Annotated in this window: 13 protein-coding genes; 11 read left to right on the top strand and 2 right to left on the bottom strand. The window is 75.5% G+C overall.

Annotated features, from left to right (window positions below):
* Window positions 1-2 precede the first annotated feature (2 nt).
* Genes ABWK59_RS23905 through ABWK59_RS23895 form a run of 3 tightly spaced genes read left to right on the top strand, consistent with a single transcriptional unit; the run spans window position 3 to window position 3,335 of the window.
* On the top strand, window positions 3-890 hold the full coding sequence (locus ABWK59_RS23905) for a carbohydrate ABC transporter permease (RefSeq protein ID WP_354642651.1): 888 nt from the start codon (window positions 3-5) through the stop codon (window positions 888-890).
* 8 nt (window positions 891-898) lie between these two features.
* A complete protein-coding gene (locus ABWK59_RS23900; RefSeq protein WP_354645086.1) occupies window positions 899-2,179 on the top strand; it encodes a 6-phospho-beta-glucosidase in 1,281 nt (426 codons plus the stop codon).
* A gap of 43 nt (window positions 2,180-2,222) precedes the next feature.
* Window positions 2,223-3,335, top strand: coding sequence for an N-acetylglucosamine kinase (locus tag ABWK59_RS23895; RefSeq protein ID WP_354642650.1), 1,113 nt, complete (start codon window positions 2,223-2,225; stop codon window positions 3,333-3,335).
* Between the two features lie 130 nt (window positions 3,336-3,465).
* Here the strand turns inward: ABWK59_RS23895 and ABWK59_RS23890 are convergent, their stop codons facing one another.
* The gene (locus ABWK59_RS23890; RefSeq protein ID WP_354642649.1) at window positions 3,466-4,428 is read right to left on the bottom strand and encodes a GlxA family transcriptional regulator; all 963 of its coding nucleotides are present in this window, start codon (window positions 4,426-4,428) and stop codon (window positions 3,466-3,468) included.
* Window positions 4,429-4,499: 71 nt separating this feature from the next.
* On the opposite strand from ABWK59_RS23890, the gene ABWK59_RS23885 reads away from it, so the two are divergent.
* Together ABWK59_RS23885 and ABWK59_RS23880 are read left to right on the top strand one after the other, a co-directional pair.
* Complete coding sequence (locus ABWK59_RS23885; RefSeq protein WP_354642648.1) at window positions 4,500-5,090, top strand: cysteine hydrolase family protein; 591 nt, start codon at window positions 4,500-4,502, stop codon at window positions 5,088-5,090.
* 118 nt (window positions 5,091-5,208) lie between these two features.
* Complete coding sequence (locus ABWK59_RS23880; protein ID WP_354642647.1) at window positions 5,209-6,234, top strand: serine hydrolase domain-containing protein; 1,026 nt, start codon at window positions 5,209-5,211, stop codon at window positions 6,232-6,234.
* Window positions 6,235-6,247: 13 nt separating this feature from the next.
* Here ABWK59_RS23880 and ABWK59_RS23875 read toward each other — a convergent pair whose 3' ends face one another.
* Window positions 6,248-6,823 carry a nucleosidase gene (locus tag ABWK59_RS23875; RefSeq protein ID WP_354642646.1) on the bottom strand — a complete coding sequence of 192 codons (576 nt, stop codon included), beginning with the start codon at window positions 6,821-6,823 and terminating at the stop codon, window positions 6,248-6,250.
* Between the two features lie 322 nt (window positions 6,824-7,145).
* Here ABWK59_RS23875 and ABWK59_RS23870 point away from each other — a divergent pair, with 322 nt between their 5' ends.
* The 6 genes from ABWK59_RS23870 to ABWK59_RS23845 all read left to right on the top strand — a co-directional run bounded on the left by ABWK59_RS23870 (window position 7,146) and on the right by ABWK59_RS23845 (window position 15,818).
* On the top strand, window positions 7,146-8,480 hold the full coding sequence (locus ABWK59_RS23870; protein WP_354642645.1) for a hypothetical protein: 1,335 nt from the start codon (window positions 7,146-7,148) through the stop codon (window positions 8,478-8,480).
* An 11-nt stretch (window positions 8,481-8,491) separates the two neighbouring features.
* Window positions 8,492-9,451 carry a glutamate ABC transporter substrate-binding protein gene (locus ABWK59_RS23865; RefSeq protein ID WP_354642644.1) on the top strand — a complete coding sequence of 320 codons (960 nt, stop codon included), beginning with the start codon at window positions 8,492-8,494 and terminating at the stop codon, window positions 9,449-9,451.
* Window positions 9,452-9,698: 247 nt separating this feature from the next.
* Window positions 9,699-10,994: a hypothetical protein gene (locus tag ABWK59_RS23860; RefSeq protein ID WP_354645085.1), complete on the top strand. Its 1,296-nt coding sequence runs from the start codon at window positions 9,699-9,701 to the stop codon at window positions 10,992-10,994.
* Window positions 10,995-10,998: 4 nt separating this feature from the next.
* Complete coding sequence (locus ABWK59_RS23855) at window positions 10,999-13,284, top strand: serine/threonine-protein kinase (RefSeq protein WP_354642643.1); 2,286 nt, start codon at window positions 10,999-11,001, stop codon at window positions 13,282-13,284.
* A 3-nt stretch (window positions 13,285-13,287) separates the two neighbouring features.
* Window positions 13,288-14,439 (top strand): PP2C family serine/threonine-protein phosphatase, encoded by a 1,152-nt coding sequence (locus tag ABWK59_RS23850; RefSeq protein ID WP_354642642.1) that lies wholly within the window; start codon window positions 13,288-13,290, stop codon window positions 14,437-14,439.
* 38 nt (window positions 14,440-14,477) lie between these two features.
* The gene (locus ABWK59_RS23845) at window positions 14,478-15,818 is read left to right on the top strand and encodes a VWA domain-containing protein (RefSeq protein ID WP_354642641.1); all 1,341 of its coding nucleotides are present in this window, start codon (window positions 14,478-14,480) and stop codon (window positions 15,816-15,818) included.
* Window positions 15,819-15,830: the final 12 nt, after the last annotated feature.

The following is a 15,830-nucleotide window of genomic DNA, read 5'->3' as shown; positions in this document are numbered from 1 at the left end:
CGATGGCACTGGCGTCTTCCCTGCCCGCCCGGACGGCCGTCCGGCCGTCGGCCTCCCTCGCCCGGCGGCGGGCCGTGCTGCACTGGGTGGCCGTGCACTCCCTGGCCGTCGCGGCGGCCCTGTTCTTCCTGCTGCCGTTCGTCTTCGTGTTCCTCACCTCGGTGATGAGCGACCAGCAGGCGCTCACCTCCGACCTGTGGCCGCACCGGTGGCGCTGGGACAACTACCTCACGGTGTGGCGCACCCCCGGCTTCCTCACCTGGTGGCGCAACACCCTGCTGTACGCCGGCGCGGGCACCCTGCTCACCGTGGTCTCCAGCCTGCCGGTGGCGTACGCGCTGGCCCGGTTCCGTTTCCGCGGCCGGCACCTGGCGCTCACCGCGGTGGTCGCGATGATGATGCTGCCCCCGCAGGTCACCGTCATCCCGATGTACCTGTTCTGGGCCAAGCAGCTCCACCTCACCGGCTCGCTCTGGCCGCTGGTCGTCCCGATGCTGTTCGGCGACGCCTTCTCGATCTTCCTGCTGCGGCAGTTCCTGCTGACCGTCCCCCGGGAGTACCTGGAGGCCGCCCGGATCGACGGCTGCGGCGAACTCCGCACCCTGCTGCGGGTGGTGCTGCCGATGGCGAAACCGGCGGTGGCCGCGGTGGCGCTCTTCCAGTTCTTCTCCTGCTGGAACGACTACTTCGGCCCGCAGATCTACGCCAGCGAGAACGAGGGCGCCTGGACGCTCAGTTACGGCCTGGAGTCGTTCAAGGGCGCCCACCACACCAACTGGAACCTCACCATGGCCGCCACCGTGCTGGTGATGGCCCCGGTGATCCTCCTCTTCTTCCTCGCACAGAAGGCCTTCATCGAAGGCGTGACACTGACAGGGGTCAAGGGCTGATGTCCACACTGAAGTTGGCGATCGTCGGCGGCGGGTCCACCTACACGCCGGAGCTGATCGACGGATTCGCCCGGCTGCGGGACACCCTCCCGATCGGCGAGCTGGTGCTGATCGACCCCGCCGCCGACCGGCTGGAGCTGATCGCCGGCCTGGCCCGGCGGATCTTCGCCCGCCAGGGCCACCCCGCTGCCGTCACCACCACCACGGACGTGACGGCCGGCGTCCAGGGCGCCGACGCCGTCCTGCTGCAGCTGCGGGTCGGCGGCCAGGCGGCCCGCGACCGGGACGAGACCTGGCCGCTGGAGTGCGGCTGCGTCGGCCAGGAGACCACCGGCGCGGGCGGGCTCGCCAAGGCACTGCGGACCGTCCCGGTGGTGCTGGACATCGCCGAACGGGTCCGCCGGGCCAACCCGGACGCCTGGATCGTCGACTTCACCAACCCGGTCGGCATCGTCACCCGCGCCCTGCAGACCGCCGGACACCGGGCCGTCGGCCTGTGCAACGTGGCCATCGGCTTCCAGCGGAGGTTCGCCGCCCACCTGGGCGTCGCCCCCGAACTGGTCCGGCTCGACCACGTCGGCCTCAACCACCTCACCTGGGAACGCGGGGTCACCCTGCTCGACGCGCCCGGCGCCGCCGGCGGCCGCGAGGTGCTCCCCGAACTGCTCGCCGCCCACGGCGAGGCCATCGCCGCCGACCTCCACCTGCCGCTGCCGGTGATCCGCCGCCTCGGCGTCGTCCCCTCCTACTACCTGCGGTACTTCTACCAGCACGACCTCGTGGTCGAGGAGCTCAGGGCGAAGGGCTCCCGGGCCGCCGAGGTCGCCGCCATCGAGAAGCAGCTGCTGGAGCTGTACGCCGACCCCGCCCTGGACACCAAGCCCGAGCTGCTCGGCCGGCGCGGCGGCGCCTTCTACTCCGAGGCCGCCGTCCAGCTGATCGGCGCCCTGCTCGGCACCGACGGCACCACGGGCGTGCAGGTGGTCAACACCCGCAACGACGGCATCCTGCCCTTCCTGCCCGACGACGCGGTGATCGAGGTCCCCGCCGAGGTCGACCCGCAGGGCGTCCGCCCGCTCCCGCAGCGCCCGGTCGAGCCGCTGTACGCCGGGCTGATCGCCGCCGTCACCTCGTACGAGCAGCTGGCTCTGGACGCCGCCTTGCACGGCGGCCGGGACCGGGTCTTCGACGCCCTGCTCGCCCACCCGCTGATCGGCCAGATCGACCTCGCCGACCGGCTCACCGACCGCCTGATCGCCCACAACCGCGCCCACCTGGCCTGGGCGTGACCGGCACTGTGAACACCGCGCACCGCCCTGGGGGGAAGCACTGATGGACCGTCACAGACACGGGCTGCCGCACCGGCCCGCGCCACCGGACCCGGCCGGGCAGGAAGCGGGCCGGCCGCCGGCGGCGGTGCTCGCCATCGACGCCGGGAACAGCAAGACCGACGTGGCCCTGGTCGCCGCCGACGGGACGGTGCTCGGCACCGCCCGCGGCGGCGGGTTCCAGCCGCAGGCCGACGGGTTCGAGGAGGCCGTCGCCGCACTGGGCCCGCTGGTGGACGCCGCCGCCCGGGAGGCCGGCCTCGGGCCGGTCCCGGTCCCGGTCCCGGGTCCGGTTCCAGGCAGTGCTGGGGAGCCCCCGCTGTCCGAGCACGTCAGCGCCTGCCTCGCCAACGCCGACCTGCCCGTCGAGGAGGAACGGCTGCGGGCCGCCATCGCCGCCCGGCGCTGGGGCGCCACCACCGCCGTCGTCAACGACACCTTCGGCCTGCTGCGGGCCGGCGTGGACACCCCGCGCGGCGTGGCCGTGGTCTGCGGCGCCGGCATCAACTGCGTCGGCCTGCTGCCGGACGGGCGGACCGCCCGCTTCCCCGCCCTCGGCATGCTCACCGGCGACTGGGGCGGCGGCGGGGGCCTCGCCGCCGAATCCATGTGGCACGCCACCCGGGCCGAGGACGGACGCGGCGCACCCACCGCCCTCGCCCCCATGATCGGCGCGCACTTCGGGCTGCCCGGCGCCGGCGCCGTCGCGGAGGCCGTCCACCTCGGCGGGCTGGACCCGTCCCGGCTGCACGAGATCGTCCACGTGCTGTTCGCCGCCGCGGAGGAGGGCGACCCGACCGCCCTCCAGTTGATCGACCGCCAGGCCGACGAGATCACCCGGCTCGCCCTGGTCGCCCTGACCCGGCTCGACCTGCTCGACGAACCCACGCCCGTCGTCCTCGGGGGCGGCGTGCTCGCCGCCAACCGGCCGCTGCTGATCGACAACCTCACCGCGCGGCTGGCCCGGGCGGCACCGCTCGCCGAACCGCGGGTGGTGGTCGCCCCGCCCGTCCTCGGCGCAGCCCTCCTCGGCCTCGACCACCTCACCGCCGCCCCCGCCGCCCACCAGCACCTCCGCAACGCCTACCCCGCCACCACCCGCCCCGTCGCCGCCTGATCCCCCCGCCGCCGGACCCACCCAGGGGCCGCACCCCCACCGGCGGCGGGGCCCATCCGCAACCCGGGCAACCCAAGGGGCCCCCGGGGTGACCCGACTGCCAGGCCCGATTGCGTGCGCCCGGTTGTCGTCAGGTGGGGCGGCGGCCCTGGTAGGTGCGGCGGTAGTCGCGGGGGGCGACCCCCACGCGGCGGGTGAAGGCGGGGCGGAGGGAGACCGCGGAGCCGAAGCCGCTGCGGACGGCGATGTCGTCGACCGGGAGGTCGGTCTCCTCCAGCAGTCGCTGGGCGTGCAGCACCCGCTGCTCCAGCAGCCACCGCAGCGGCGGCACCCCCGTCGTCCCCCGGAACCGCCGGGCGAAGGTCCGTTCGGCCATGAGGGCGAGCCGAGCCATCCCGGCGACGGTCCAGGGGTGGTCCAGTTCGGCCAGGACGGCCGCCCGGACCGCCGCGAGCGGGTCGTCACCGGAGGCGTCGGGTACCGGGGAGGGGATGAACTGGGCCTGTCCGCCGGCCCGGAAGGGTGCGGTCACCATGGCCCGGGCGATCCCCGCCGCGGCCTGCTGGCCGTGTGCCTCGCGGACCAGGTGCAGGCACAGGTCGATCCCGGCGGCCACCCCGGCGGAGGTCCAGACGGCGCCGTCGCCGGTGAAGAGGACGTCCGGGTCGACCACCACGGCCGGGTAGCGCTCGGCGAGCCGGGCGGCGACGTACCAGTGGGTGGTGGCCTTGCGGCCGTCCAGCAGGCCGGCGGCGGCGAGGACGAAGGCCCCGGCGCAGAGCGAGGCGATCGGCACGCCCCGGGCGTGGGCGGCGCGCAGCGCGTCGAGCAGGGCGGGGTCGAACCCGGCCGAGGGGTCCTCCATGCCCGGGACGATCACCAGGTCGCAGTGGAGGAGGTCCGCGAGTCCGGCGTCCGGGACCCGTTCGAGGCCGCCGCCGAGCCGTACCCGGGTGCCCTCGGGTCCGCAGACCCGGAGGTCGAAGGCGGGCAGGCCGCCGCGGCTCGTCCGGTGGGCGGCGAAGACCTCGCCGATCACCGCGTAGTCGAAGGCCCGGACCCCGTCGAAGACCACACATCCCACCGTCCGCATGGCAGGAATCTATCGATGGGAGGCTTTCCGGCCTCTCACCGGGCTCGGGTGCCGCGCCACAGGATGGAGCCATGACGAACACCGCGGCCTTCGATGCCGAACTGACCATCACCGACGACGCCGTCCTGATCGTGATCGACGTCCAGCAGGGCTTCGAGGACCACGGGTTCTGGGGCGAGCGGGACCGCCCGGAGGCGGAGGAGCGGATCGGCGCCCTGCTGACCGCGTGGGAGGGGACCGGCCGGCCGGTGGTGGTGGTCCGGCACCAGTCCGCCCGCGGGCCGCTGGTCCCGGGCACCCCGGGATACGAGCTCAAGCCGTTCGTCGCGGAGGCCAGGGCGGACCTGCACATCACCAAGACGGTCAACAGCGCCTTCTACGGCACCCCGGACCTGCACGCGTGGCTCCAGGAGCGGGGGGCCGAGCAGCTGGTGATCGTCGGGATCATGACCAACGTCTGCAACGAGACCACCGCGCGGATGGGCGGCAACCTCGGGTACGACGTGGTGTTCCCGATCGACGCGATGCACACCTTCGCCATGGCGGGACCCGACGGGGAGTCCATCCCCGCGGCCGAACTGGCCCGCGGCACCGCGGCGGTGCTGCACACCATGCGGTTCGCCAAGGTGGTCACCACCGAGGACGTCCTGAAGGCCGTCTGATCCCCCCGCCGGGGTTCGACCCGGGGATGACCCCTCCGCCGGGAGGAGTAGACCGGGCCGCCGGGATCCTCATCCGGGCCGATCCGGGCCGATCCGGCGGCCGCCTAGGGTGGCGGCCATGGACGATCTCGCAACCCTGGCCCAGCGGACGGCCGACCGTCTCGCGACCCGTCACGTGGGGGTGGTGGTCGCGGCGGTCGGCGGCGGCGCCGCCGAGGTCCGCGGTGCCGGGGCGGCGGGCGGCCCGGGCGGCGGCCCCGGCCCGGACACCGTGTTCGAGATCGGTTCGGTGACCAAGGTGTTCACCGGGCTGGCGCTGGCCCGGCTGGCCGTGGCCGGCGCCGTGGAGCTGGACGAGCCGCTGGTCCGGCTGCTTCCGGCCGAGGCGTGGGTCCCGTCCCGGGGCGGCCGCGAGATCACCCTGCAGCACCTGGCCACCCACACCTCGGGCCTGCCCCGGCTGCCGAAGGGCCTGCTGCCGGCGGCCCTGCTCCGGCCGAACGCGCCGGACCCGTACGCCGGCTGCACCGCCGAGCGGCTGCTGCGCGGGCTGGCCGCCACCCGGCTGCGGGCGGTGCCGGGGCAGCGGTTCCGGTACTCCAACCTGGGTGCCGGGCTGCTCGGGCTGGCCCTGGCCCGGCGGGCCGGGACGGACTTCGCCGGCCTGGTCGAGCGGGAGGTCTCCGCGCCGCTGGGCCTGACCGCGACCGGCCTCGCCGAGGTTCCGGAGCGGGCGGCCCGCGGCCATGCGCCGAACCGGCGGCCGGTGCCCGCCTGGCACCTGGCGGACCTCGCCGGGGCGGGCGGCCTGCGCTCCACCGCCACCGACCTGGTGTCCTTCCTCCGCGCCCAACTCGGGGAAGGCGGTGAGGAGATGGCCAAGGCGGTGACGCTCACGCACGCGGTGGAGCACCGGATGCACCCGTTCGCAAGCGTGCACCTGGGCTGGATGAGCCACCGGCTGCACCCGGGCCAGGGCGGCTACCTCCAGGTGTGGCACAACGGCCGGACGGGCGGGTTCGCCTCGTTCCTCGGTCTCGACCCGGAGCGGGGTGTCGCGGTCGCGGTGCTCTCCAACACCCGCCGCCCGGTGGACAACGAGGGCTTCGCCCTGCTGCGGGAGCTGCAGCGCGGCATCGGGTGACCCGGCCCCGCGCTCAGTGCAGGTGGTCGGCCACCCAGACGGCGAGGGTCTTGGCGCAGCCGTCCACCGACTCCCGCCAGGTGCGGTCGGCGTCCGCGCCCGCCTCGTCGCTGACGTGCTTGACCAGCCGGACCGGCACCCCGGCCCGCTCGGCGACGGTGGCGACGGCGTACCCCTCCATGTCGACCAGGTCGGCGGCGAGGGCGAGGCGGTCGCGGGCGCCGGGGTCGGAGACGAACAGGTCGCCGGTGGCCAGGACCGGGCCTTCGCCGTCGCCGACGGTGATCGGGGCGCCGTAGACGCGACCGGTCAGCGCCTTGAGCACGGGGGTGTCGATGTCGTGCTGGAGCACCCGGGCGACCTGGTGGGTGCCCTCCCAGCCGGACTTGAGCGCGCCGGCCGTCCCGAGGTTGACGATCTCCGAGGGCTTCGGCCCGGAGGCCAGCACGGTGGCCAGCCCGGCCGCCGCGTTGATCTTCCCGATGCCGGTGAGCAGCACCGGGAGCCGGTCGTCGAGGTGCGCGGCCTCCTCGCGGACGGCGAGGACGAGCAGCGGTCGATCCGGGGAGATGGTGCCGATGAGACGCATGGGTCCCATGCTACAAAGCCGGCCCCGCGCCCCCGTCCCGGCCACGGGGCCCCGGGAACCGGGCGGCCTGTCCGGGCGTCCCCTGGGTCGGTACGTCCCGGGTTGGGTCGAAGGACCGGAAGGTCGACGCTCAAGTCCGGCCCAACTCAGGTGTGATCGTCGGAGCCTGCGGCCATACTGCTCGCAGGGAACGCCTGGGGCCGGGCGGGCCGCAGGGGAGGGTGGGGCGGTGGCGACACCAGCAGTGGCACCAACGAAGGCACCGACGACGACCACGACGGCACCGGCGAACGCGCCGGTGCCGTCATCGACCGGTGGCCCCGTGGCAACTCCGTTGCCGGGCACCGGGATTCAGGTCCGGGGGGCGATCGGCGGCGGGCTGTCCCGGCTGCGCCGGGCGGCGGGGACCCCGCCGGGCCGGCTGCGGGTGGCGGGGGCCGTCCTGGCGGGCGTGGTCCTGCTGTTCGGGGCCGTGACGGCGTGGCAGGTGGACACCCGGGCGGAGGCCTCCGGCCGGCTGCTCTCCTCCAGCGGCCCGCTGAGCCAGGACGCGGCGGAGATCTACCGCTCGCTGGCCGACGCGGACACCGCCGCGGCGAGCGGCTTCCTGCTGGCCGCCCAGGAGCCGCCGGAGCTGCGCAAGCGGTACGAGGACGACCTGGCCACCGCCTCCGGGCTGCTCGCCCGAGCGGCGGCGCGGACCACCGCCTCCTCGGAGGCGCAGCGCTGGGTCGCCGAGCTGAACCGCCAACTCCCGCAGTACGCGGGCCTGGTGGAGACCGCACGGGCGAACAACCGGCTGGGTCTGCCGCTGGGCAGCGCCTATCTGCGGTACGCCTCGGCGCTGATGCAGGACTCCATGCTGCCGAGCGCCCAGCGGCTGGTGGACGCGGAGTCCCGGCAGCTGAAGGCGGACTACGCGGAGGCGAAGTCGGTGCCCTGGGCGGCGCTGGTGCTGGCGGTGCTGGCGCTCGGCGTGCTGGGCCGGTACCAGCTGGCGCAGTTCCGCCGGACCAACCGGGTGTTCAATCCGGGGCTGGTGGCGGCCACGGGGGCGGTGCTGGCGGTCTCCGGGTGGCTGGCGGTCGGCGGGGTGGCGGCCCGGGTCGCGCTGGACGACAGCTGGCGGCTCGGGGCGCGGCCGCTCCAGGAGCTCGACCGGGTACGGATCGCGGCGCTGCAGGCGCACACCGCGGAGAACCTGGACCTGGTCGCCCGGGGCGGCAGCGAGCTCTACGGCCGGCGCTGGACGGACGCGGCGACGCCGCTGGCGGGTCCGACCCGGATGCCCGGTTCGATCGCCTGGGCGGTGGTGGTCACCTCGGGTCCGGCGCGCGGTCCGATGGAGGAGGCGGAGAAGCAGTTCGCCGCCTGGCAGGCCCGGCACGGGGAGGCGGCCGAGAAGTCGGCCCGGGGCGAGTACGACGCCGCGCTGGGGCTCACCCTCGGCGGGCCGGACACCGCGGCCGGGGCGTTCGGAGCGATGGACCAGGCGTTCGGCCGGGCCGCGGTGGCGGACCGGCAGGAGTTCGAGCGGGCCGCCGACGGGGTCGCGGGCGGCCTGGAGGCGCTGGCGGCGGGTGCGGGGGTGCTGGCCGTGCTGGCGGCGGTCGGTGTGGCCAGGGGGGTCGGCCGGCGGCTGGCCGAGTACCGGTAGAGGGGGTCGGGATGGGAATCGGGACGAGAACGCGGACGCCGGGGCGGGCCCTGGTGGTCGCGGCGGCGCTGGCGGCGGGGCTGCTGGGCGCGGGCACCTCCTCGGGTGCCGCGGCGCCCGGGGCGGTGCCGGGGGCGGTGCGGCAGGCTCCGGCGGGCGGATCGGCGCCGGCGCTGGACGACACCTGCGACACCGCGAAGAGCCTGCCGCCGGCCAGGAACGCGGGCGGCGCCAGGATCCGGAAGATCCGGGAGCGCGGCACGCTGGTGGTCGGCGTGGACCAGAACAGCTACAACTGGGGCTACCGCAACCCGCAGTCCGGCCGGATCGAGGGCTTCGACATCGACCTGGCCCGGGCCGTGGCCGCGTCGGTCCTGGGCGACCCGGAGAAGATCACCTACCGGACGGTGCCCACCGCGCGCCGGATCGAGGCGGTCAAGGCCGGCGAGGTGGACATGCTCATCCGGACGGTGACCATCACCTGCGACCGCCTCAAGGAGATCTCCTTCTCCGCGCCGTACTTCGAGGCGGGGCAGCGGACGGTCACCCCGAAGGCCGCGAAGGCGACCTCGGTGGCGCAGGCGTTGAAGGGCAAGCGGGCCTGCTCGGCCGCCAAGACCTCCTCGGCGACCGAGCTGGAGAGCGGGAAGTGGGGCCAGGCCACCACGAAGCTGCTGGACAACCAGCTGGACTGCCTGGTGCTGATGCAGCAGGGCCAGGTGGACGTGACGCTCACGGACGGGGTGGCCGCGTACGCGCAGGCGGCGCAGGACCCGCGGGTGGAGGTGTCGCCGGACACCATCGTCCCGGCCTGGATGGGGATCGCGGTGAACCAGGGCGACCCGGACCTGGTCGCCTGGATCAACGCGGTGCTGGCCGAGTACCGGTCGAACGGCGGCTGGAAGGCGAGCTACGACCGCTGGCTGGCGCCGACCATGGGCCCGGTGCCGGGCTTCTCGCTGCCGTCCTAGTGGTAGGTGTACGGCCGGGGCGCCCCCGGACGGGCGGGGGCGCTCGGAGCCGGTACCGCCGTCCGGTGGCGCTCGGCCATCCGGGAGACTTTCAGCCGACAGGGCCCCGACGGCCCGTCGGTGACCGACAATCCGTCATGCGCGGTCCGGTGCCGGCGTCCGAGGCGGCCGACACCGGGCGGCGGCCGCGGCGCAGCGCCGCCGTAGGGAGGGAGGACCCGCGTTGGCAGGAGGTGCCGGCCCGGCGATGAGCCGGGAGGAGGTGGACCGTGCGCTGGCCCGGCTGGGCGCCGAGCGCGACGCCGTCGAGGCCGCGCTGCTGGCCCTGCAGGACCACCCCGGTCGGCGGCTGCTGGACGGTGCCGAGCTGAGCGGCCGGACGCGGGAGCGCTGGGCGGTCGCCGAGCAGGGGTTCGCGCTGCTCTGGGCGCTGTTCGACCGCTACTCGGAGGCGCTGGCCTCGGCGCGGGCGGTGCGCTCGCGCCGCAGCCGTCCGGGCTCCGCGGAGCTGGCGGAGCTGAGCGAGCTGCTGTCCGGGGCCGCGGTGACCGTGTCGGGCGGCCAGCTGCCCGAGGCGGCGGGCCAGTTGGGCGGGCCGATGCGGCTGGTCGAGCGGGTCAGCCTGGCCGAGCTGATGGAGCGGATGAACGGCTGGTACGCCGTGGTGCTGGAGGTGGTGAACGCCGCCGACGCGGTGTGGTCCGCGCTGCCGGCCCGGATCGACCTGCTGCTGGCCGAGCTGGGGCGGGTGCAGATGCTGGCCGTCTCGGTGGGGGTGCGGCCGGGCGGCCACCCGCTGGCGGACGACCTGGCGGGGCTGGCCCGGGAGCTGGGCGGGCTGCGCGGCGAGGTGCTGGCGGATCCGCTGGCGCTGTGGCGGCCGAGCCGGGTGCCGGCGCAGCGCGGCACGGTGGCCGGGGAGGCCGCGTGGGCGGCGCCGACCGGGATGGTGGACACCGCCCGGTACGACCGGGCCGGGCGGGCGCTGGACGACGTCCGGGTGGAGCTGGAGAGCCTGCTGCGGCTGCGCGACGAGTCGCACGAGCGGCTGCAGCAGGTCGCGGATCTGCTGCAGCGGGCGGACGCCACGCTGGCCGAGGCCCGGCGGGCGCGCGGCGAGGTGCTGGCGAAGATCGCGTCGGCGGAGGTGCCGGCGGTGCCGGGTCCGGCGTCGGCGCTGCGCGAGCGGATCGGGCTGGCGGTGGAGTACCAGCAGACCGGCCAGTGGCACCGGCTCGGGCCGCTGCTGGACGCGCTGGAGGACGCGGCCGCCAAGGAGCTGGGGCGGGCCCGGCACTCGCTGACCGAGGTGGCGCAGCCGCTGGCGGTGCGGGCCGAGCTGCGCGGGCGGCTGGAGGCGTACAAGGCGATGGCCGCCCGGCTCGGGCTGTCCGAGGACCCGGTGGTCGTCGAGCGGTTCGAGAAGGCCCGGTGGCTGTTGTGGAGCGCGCCGTGCGACCTGCGGGCGGCGGCCGACGCGGTCGGCCGGTTCCAGCGGGCGCTCAGACCGGCGGACGGGAACCAGGACTCACAGGGGGGTTGAGGGGATGGGCGAGGCGTGCACCCGGCCGGACTGCTCCGGCGAGGGCCGGATCGACGCGGACGGCTACTGCGACGAGTGCGGGCTGGCCGCCGAGCCCGGGGCTGCGGTGCCGCCGGCGCGGGTCTCCCCGGAGTCCGGGGGTTCGGGGTCGGCCCGCAGCGGCAGCGCGCGGTCGATGTCCGGCCGGTCGCGGTCGCACCGCTCGTCACGGACCGGCGGCGGCCGGTCGGTGTCGGTGCGCAGCGGCCGGGGTTCGACCGGGACGGTCCGCCGCGGGAACCTGGGAGCGGGGCTGGTGACGGTGCCTCCGGTGCCGGCCAGGGACCCGTCCGCGGCGGTGCTGGCCGATCCGCAGGTACCGGAGCGGAAGCGGTTCTGCAGCAAGTGCGAGAGCCCGGTGGGCCGGGAGAAGAACGGCCAGCCGGGCCGTCCGGAGGGGTTCTGCACCAAGTGCGGCACGCCGTACTCGTTCAGCCCGAAGCTGTTCCGCGGTGACCTGGTGGGCGGTCAGTACGAGGTGCTGGGCTGCCTGGCGCACGGCGGTCTGGGCTGGATCTACCTGGCGGTGGACCGGCGGGTGAGCGACCGCTGGGTGGTGCTCAAGGGCCTGCTGGACACCGCGGACGAGGACGCGCTGGCGGTGGCGATCGCCGAGCGCCGGTTCCTGGCGGAGGTGGACCACCCGAACATCGTCCGCATCATCAACTTCGTCGAGCACCCGGACCGGCGCGGCGGGGCGAGCGACGGCTACATCGTGATGGAGTACGTCGGCGGCAAGTCGCTCAAGGACATCGCCAACGAGCGCCGCACCCCGGACGGCCGGCGGGACCCGCTGCCGGTGGAGCAGGCGATCGCGTACGCGCTGGAGGCGCTGCCGGCGCTCGGCTACCTGCACGCGCGGGGCCTGGTGTACTGCGATTTCAAGCTGGACAACGTGATCCAGAGCGAGGACTCGCTCAAGATCATCGACATGGGCGCGGTCTGCCGCGTCGACGACGACGGGCCGGTCTACGGCACGGTCGGCTACCAGGCCCCGGAGATCGCCACCGACGGCCCCTCCCCCGCCTCCGACCTCTACACCGTGGCCCGCACCCTGGCGGTGCTGACCTTCGACTTCCAGGGCTACACCGACACCTACCGGTACGACCTGCCGGGGCCGGAGGAGGTCCCGGTCCTGGCCCGGTACGAGTCGTTCTACCGCTTCCTGGTACGGGCCACCGACCCGGACCCGGCCCGCCGGTTCGCCTCCGCCGAGGAGATGGCCGACCAGCTCACCGGGGTGCTGCGGGAGGTGCTCAGCCTCCAGGACGGCATGCCGCGCGCCGCGCTCTCCACGCTGTTCGGCCCGGAGCTGCGGGTGGTCGACACCGAGCTGGCCTCCGGGCCGCTCGACGCGGCCGCCGCGGCCCTCGCCCTGCCCGCGCCGCGGGTGGACCCGGCCGACCCGCACGCCGGGCTGATCGCCGCGCTGCCCGCCGGCGCGCCCGCGGAGGCGCTCGCCGCGCTCCGGGCGGCCGGCGGGGACTCGGCGGAGGTACGGCTGCGCACGCTGCGGGCCCACCTGGAGCTCGGCGACCCGGCGGCGGCCGGCGCGGTGCTCCAGGCGCTGGAGGCCGACCACCCGGAGGACTGGCGGGTGGTCTGGTTCCGCGGCCTGACCGCGCTGGTGTCCGGCGCGCCCCGGGAGGCCGCCGAGGCCTTCGACGCGCTGTACGACGCCTTCCCGGGCGAGCCGGCGCCCAAGCTGGCCCTGGCCGTCTGCGCCGAGCTGCTCGGCACCCCGGAGGACGCCGCCGAGTTCTACCGTCTGGTCGGCACCACCGACCGGGGCTACGTCGGCGCCGCCTTCGGCCTGGCCCGGGTCCGGCTGGCGGCCGGCGACCGCGGCGGCGCGGTGGGCGCGCTGGAGGCCGTCCCGGAGGTCTCCACGCACTTCACCGCCGCCCGGATCGCGACGGTCCGCGCCCGGCTGCGCGGCCGGGCCGCCGAGGAGGAGATCGGCGCGGAGCTGAACCGCTGCTCGGAGCAGCTCGCCGCGCTGGCCCTGGACGCCCGGCGGCGCGAGGAGCTGGCGGTGGAGGTGCTGGACTCGGCGCTGGCCTGGGTGCGCTCCGGCGCGCCCGGCGGAACCGGCCAGGTCACGGTGCTCGGACATCCCGCCGCGGAACGGGAACTGCGGTTCGCCCTGGAGCACTCCTATCGGGTGTTGGCACGGTTGTCCGACCGCGCCGAGACAAGGATCGAGATGGTGGAACGGGCGAACCGAGCCCGTCCCCGGACGTGGGTGTGAGCCATGCCGCAGCAGACCGTGTGCCCGAGCTGTGCCGAACCGCTGGACCCCGAGGACGCCTTCTGCGGCGCCTGCGGGGCGGGTCTGACGGGCCCTCCGACGGTGGTCGACGGGCCGTCACCCGTGCCGCCCTGCGGCCACTGCGGTTCGGTGGAGCTCGCCCCGGACGGCTCCTGCGGGGCCTGCGGCCAGGCCAGGCCGCGGCCGCGCGACCACCAGGAGAAGGCGCTGACCGGCGTCGCCGGGGTCTCCGACCGCGGTCTGCGGCACCACCGCAACGAGGACGCCTTCACCGTGGCCGGCACCTCGCTCCCCGGCGGTGAGCCGGCGGTGGTCGCGGTGGTCTGCGACGGCGTGTCCTCCTCCTCCCGGCCCGACGAGGCCTCCGCCACCGCCGTGGACGCGGCCTGCGACTGGCTGCTCGGCGCGCTGGAGCGGGGCGAGGAACCGGCCCGGGCGATGCGCGGGGCGATCACCGCGGCCGCCCGCGCGGTCACCGAGCTGGCGTACGACCGGACCGCGCAGGCCCAGGCGGCCGGGGGCCACCTGAACGCCCCGGCCTGCACCTACGTCTCGGCGGTCTCGGCGGCCGGCCTGGTCACCATCGGCTGGGTCGGCGACACCCGCGCGTACTGGATCCCGGACGACCGCGAGTCCGCGGAGCCGTACCGGCTGACCGAGGATGACTCCTGGGCCGCCCGAATGGTGGCCGCCGGGCTGATGGGCGAGGCGGAGGCGTACGCCGACCCGCGCGCCCACGCGATCACCGGCTGGCTGGGCGCCGACGCGGAGGAGCTCGTCCCGCACACCGTCAGCTTCACCCCGCACGTGCCGGGTGTGCTGCTGGTGTGCACCGACGGCCTGTGGAACTACGCCGAGGCCGCCACCGACCTGGCTTTCTTCGTCCGCGCGGACGCCCGGACCGAGCCGCTGGCCGCAGCCAGGTCGCTGGTGGACTTCGCGGTGGCGGCCGGCGGGCACGACAACATCACCGTGGCCGTGCTGCCGATCGACCCGCGGCGGGCCGCGGCCGTGGCGGACCACGAGGCCACCCTGATCGACCTCCCGACCCAGCAGGCCGGCCACCAGGACACCCTGCCGGACCTGCCCCGGGTGCCGCCGGTCCCGGCGTACGCACCCGCCAGCACCGACTGACGTCCGCTCACCCGACTGCTCGACAGGAGCTCCCGGTTATGGCAAGTCTGTCCCGGCCCACCGCCCCGCGATTCGACGTCGAGGTCTTCCAGAACGAGTACCTCGCCGACGGGGCCCGGGAGGTCAACGCGATCGTCACGGTCACCGCCACCGGCGGCGGCACCTCGGGCGGCCGCCCGCTCGGGCCGGCCGACGGCGGGGCGGCCCCGGCCGCCGCGGTCGTGATCATGGTCGACTGCTCCGGCTCGATGGACTACCCGGCGGCCAAGATGCGCAACGCCCGCGAGGCCACCGGCGTCGCGATCGACACCCTGCGCGACGGCGCCGCCTTCGCCGTGGTGGCCGGCACCCACGAGGCCCGCGAGGTCTACCCGGGCGGCGGCCGGCTCGCCGTCGCCAGCCCGGACACCCGGGCCGAGGCGAGGTCGGCGCTCCGCAAGCTCTCCGCGGCGGGCGGCACGGCCATCGGCACCTGGCTGGCCAAGGCCCACCAGCTGTTCGACTCCCGCCCGGACATCGCCATCCGGCACGGCATCCTGCTCACCGACGGGCGCAACGAGCACGAGAAGCCGGAGGACCTCCAGCGGGTGCTGGACGCGGCGGCCGACCGGTTCACCGCCGACTGCCGCGGCGTGGGCACCGACTGGGAGGTGGCCGAGCTGCGGCGGATCTCCTCGGCGCTGCTCGGCACGGTGGACATCGTCGCCGAGCCCTCCGGCCTCGCCGAGGACTTCCGGGCGATGATGGCCGGCGCCATGGGCAAGCAGGTCGCCGACGTGGCCCTGCGGGTGTGGACGCCGGCCGGCGCGGTGGTGAAGTACGTCAAGCAGGTCGCCCCCGCCCTGGAGGACCTCACCGGCCGCCGCGCCGAGGCCGGGGCCCGGGCCGGCGACTACCCCACCGGCTCCTGGGGCGACGAGAGCCGCGACTACCACGTCTGCGTGGAGGTGCCCTCGGCCGCCGTCGGCGAGCGGATGCTGGCGGCCCGGGTCAGCCTGGTCCGGCCGCAGCCGGACGGCACCGCCGAGGTGCTCGGCCAGGGCCTGGTCAAGGCGGTCTGGACGGACGACCTGGCCTCCTCCACCCGGATCAGCCCCCAGGTCGCCCACTACACCGGCCAGGCCGAGCTGGCCTCCTCCATCCAGGAGGGCCTGGCCGCGCACCGCGCCGGCGACCTCGACCGGGCCACCGCCAAGCTGGGCAACGCCGTCCGGATCGCTCACCGGACCGGCAACGGCGGCACGCTCAAGCTGCTGCAGAAGGTGGTCGACGTAGTGGACGCCAAGGAGGGTACGGTTCGATTCCGGAGGAACGTCAGCGACGCCGACTCGATGACGCTCGACACCCAGTCGACCAAGACCGTACGTGTGAAGAAGTGACCGGCCACCCGC

The sequence above is a fragment of the Kitasatospora sp. HUAS MG31 genome, assembly GCF_040571325.1.
GTDB lineage: Bacteria > Actinomycetota > Actinomycetes > Streptomycetales > Streptomycetaceae > Kitasatospora > Kitasatospora camelliae.
Note: the sequence above shows the minus strand (reverse complement) of the source record. Positions and strands in the feature narration are given on the sequence as shown.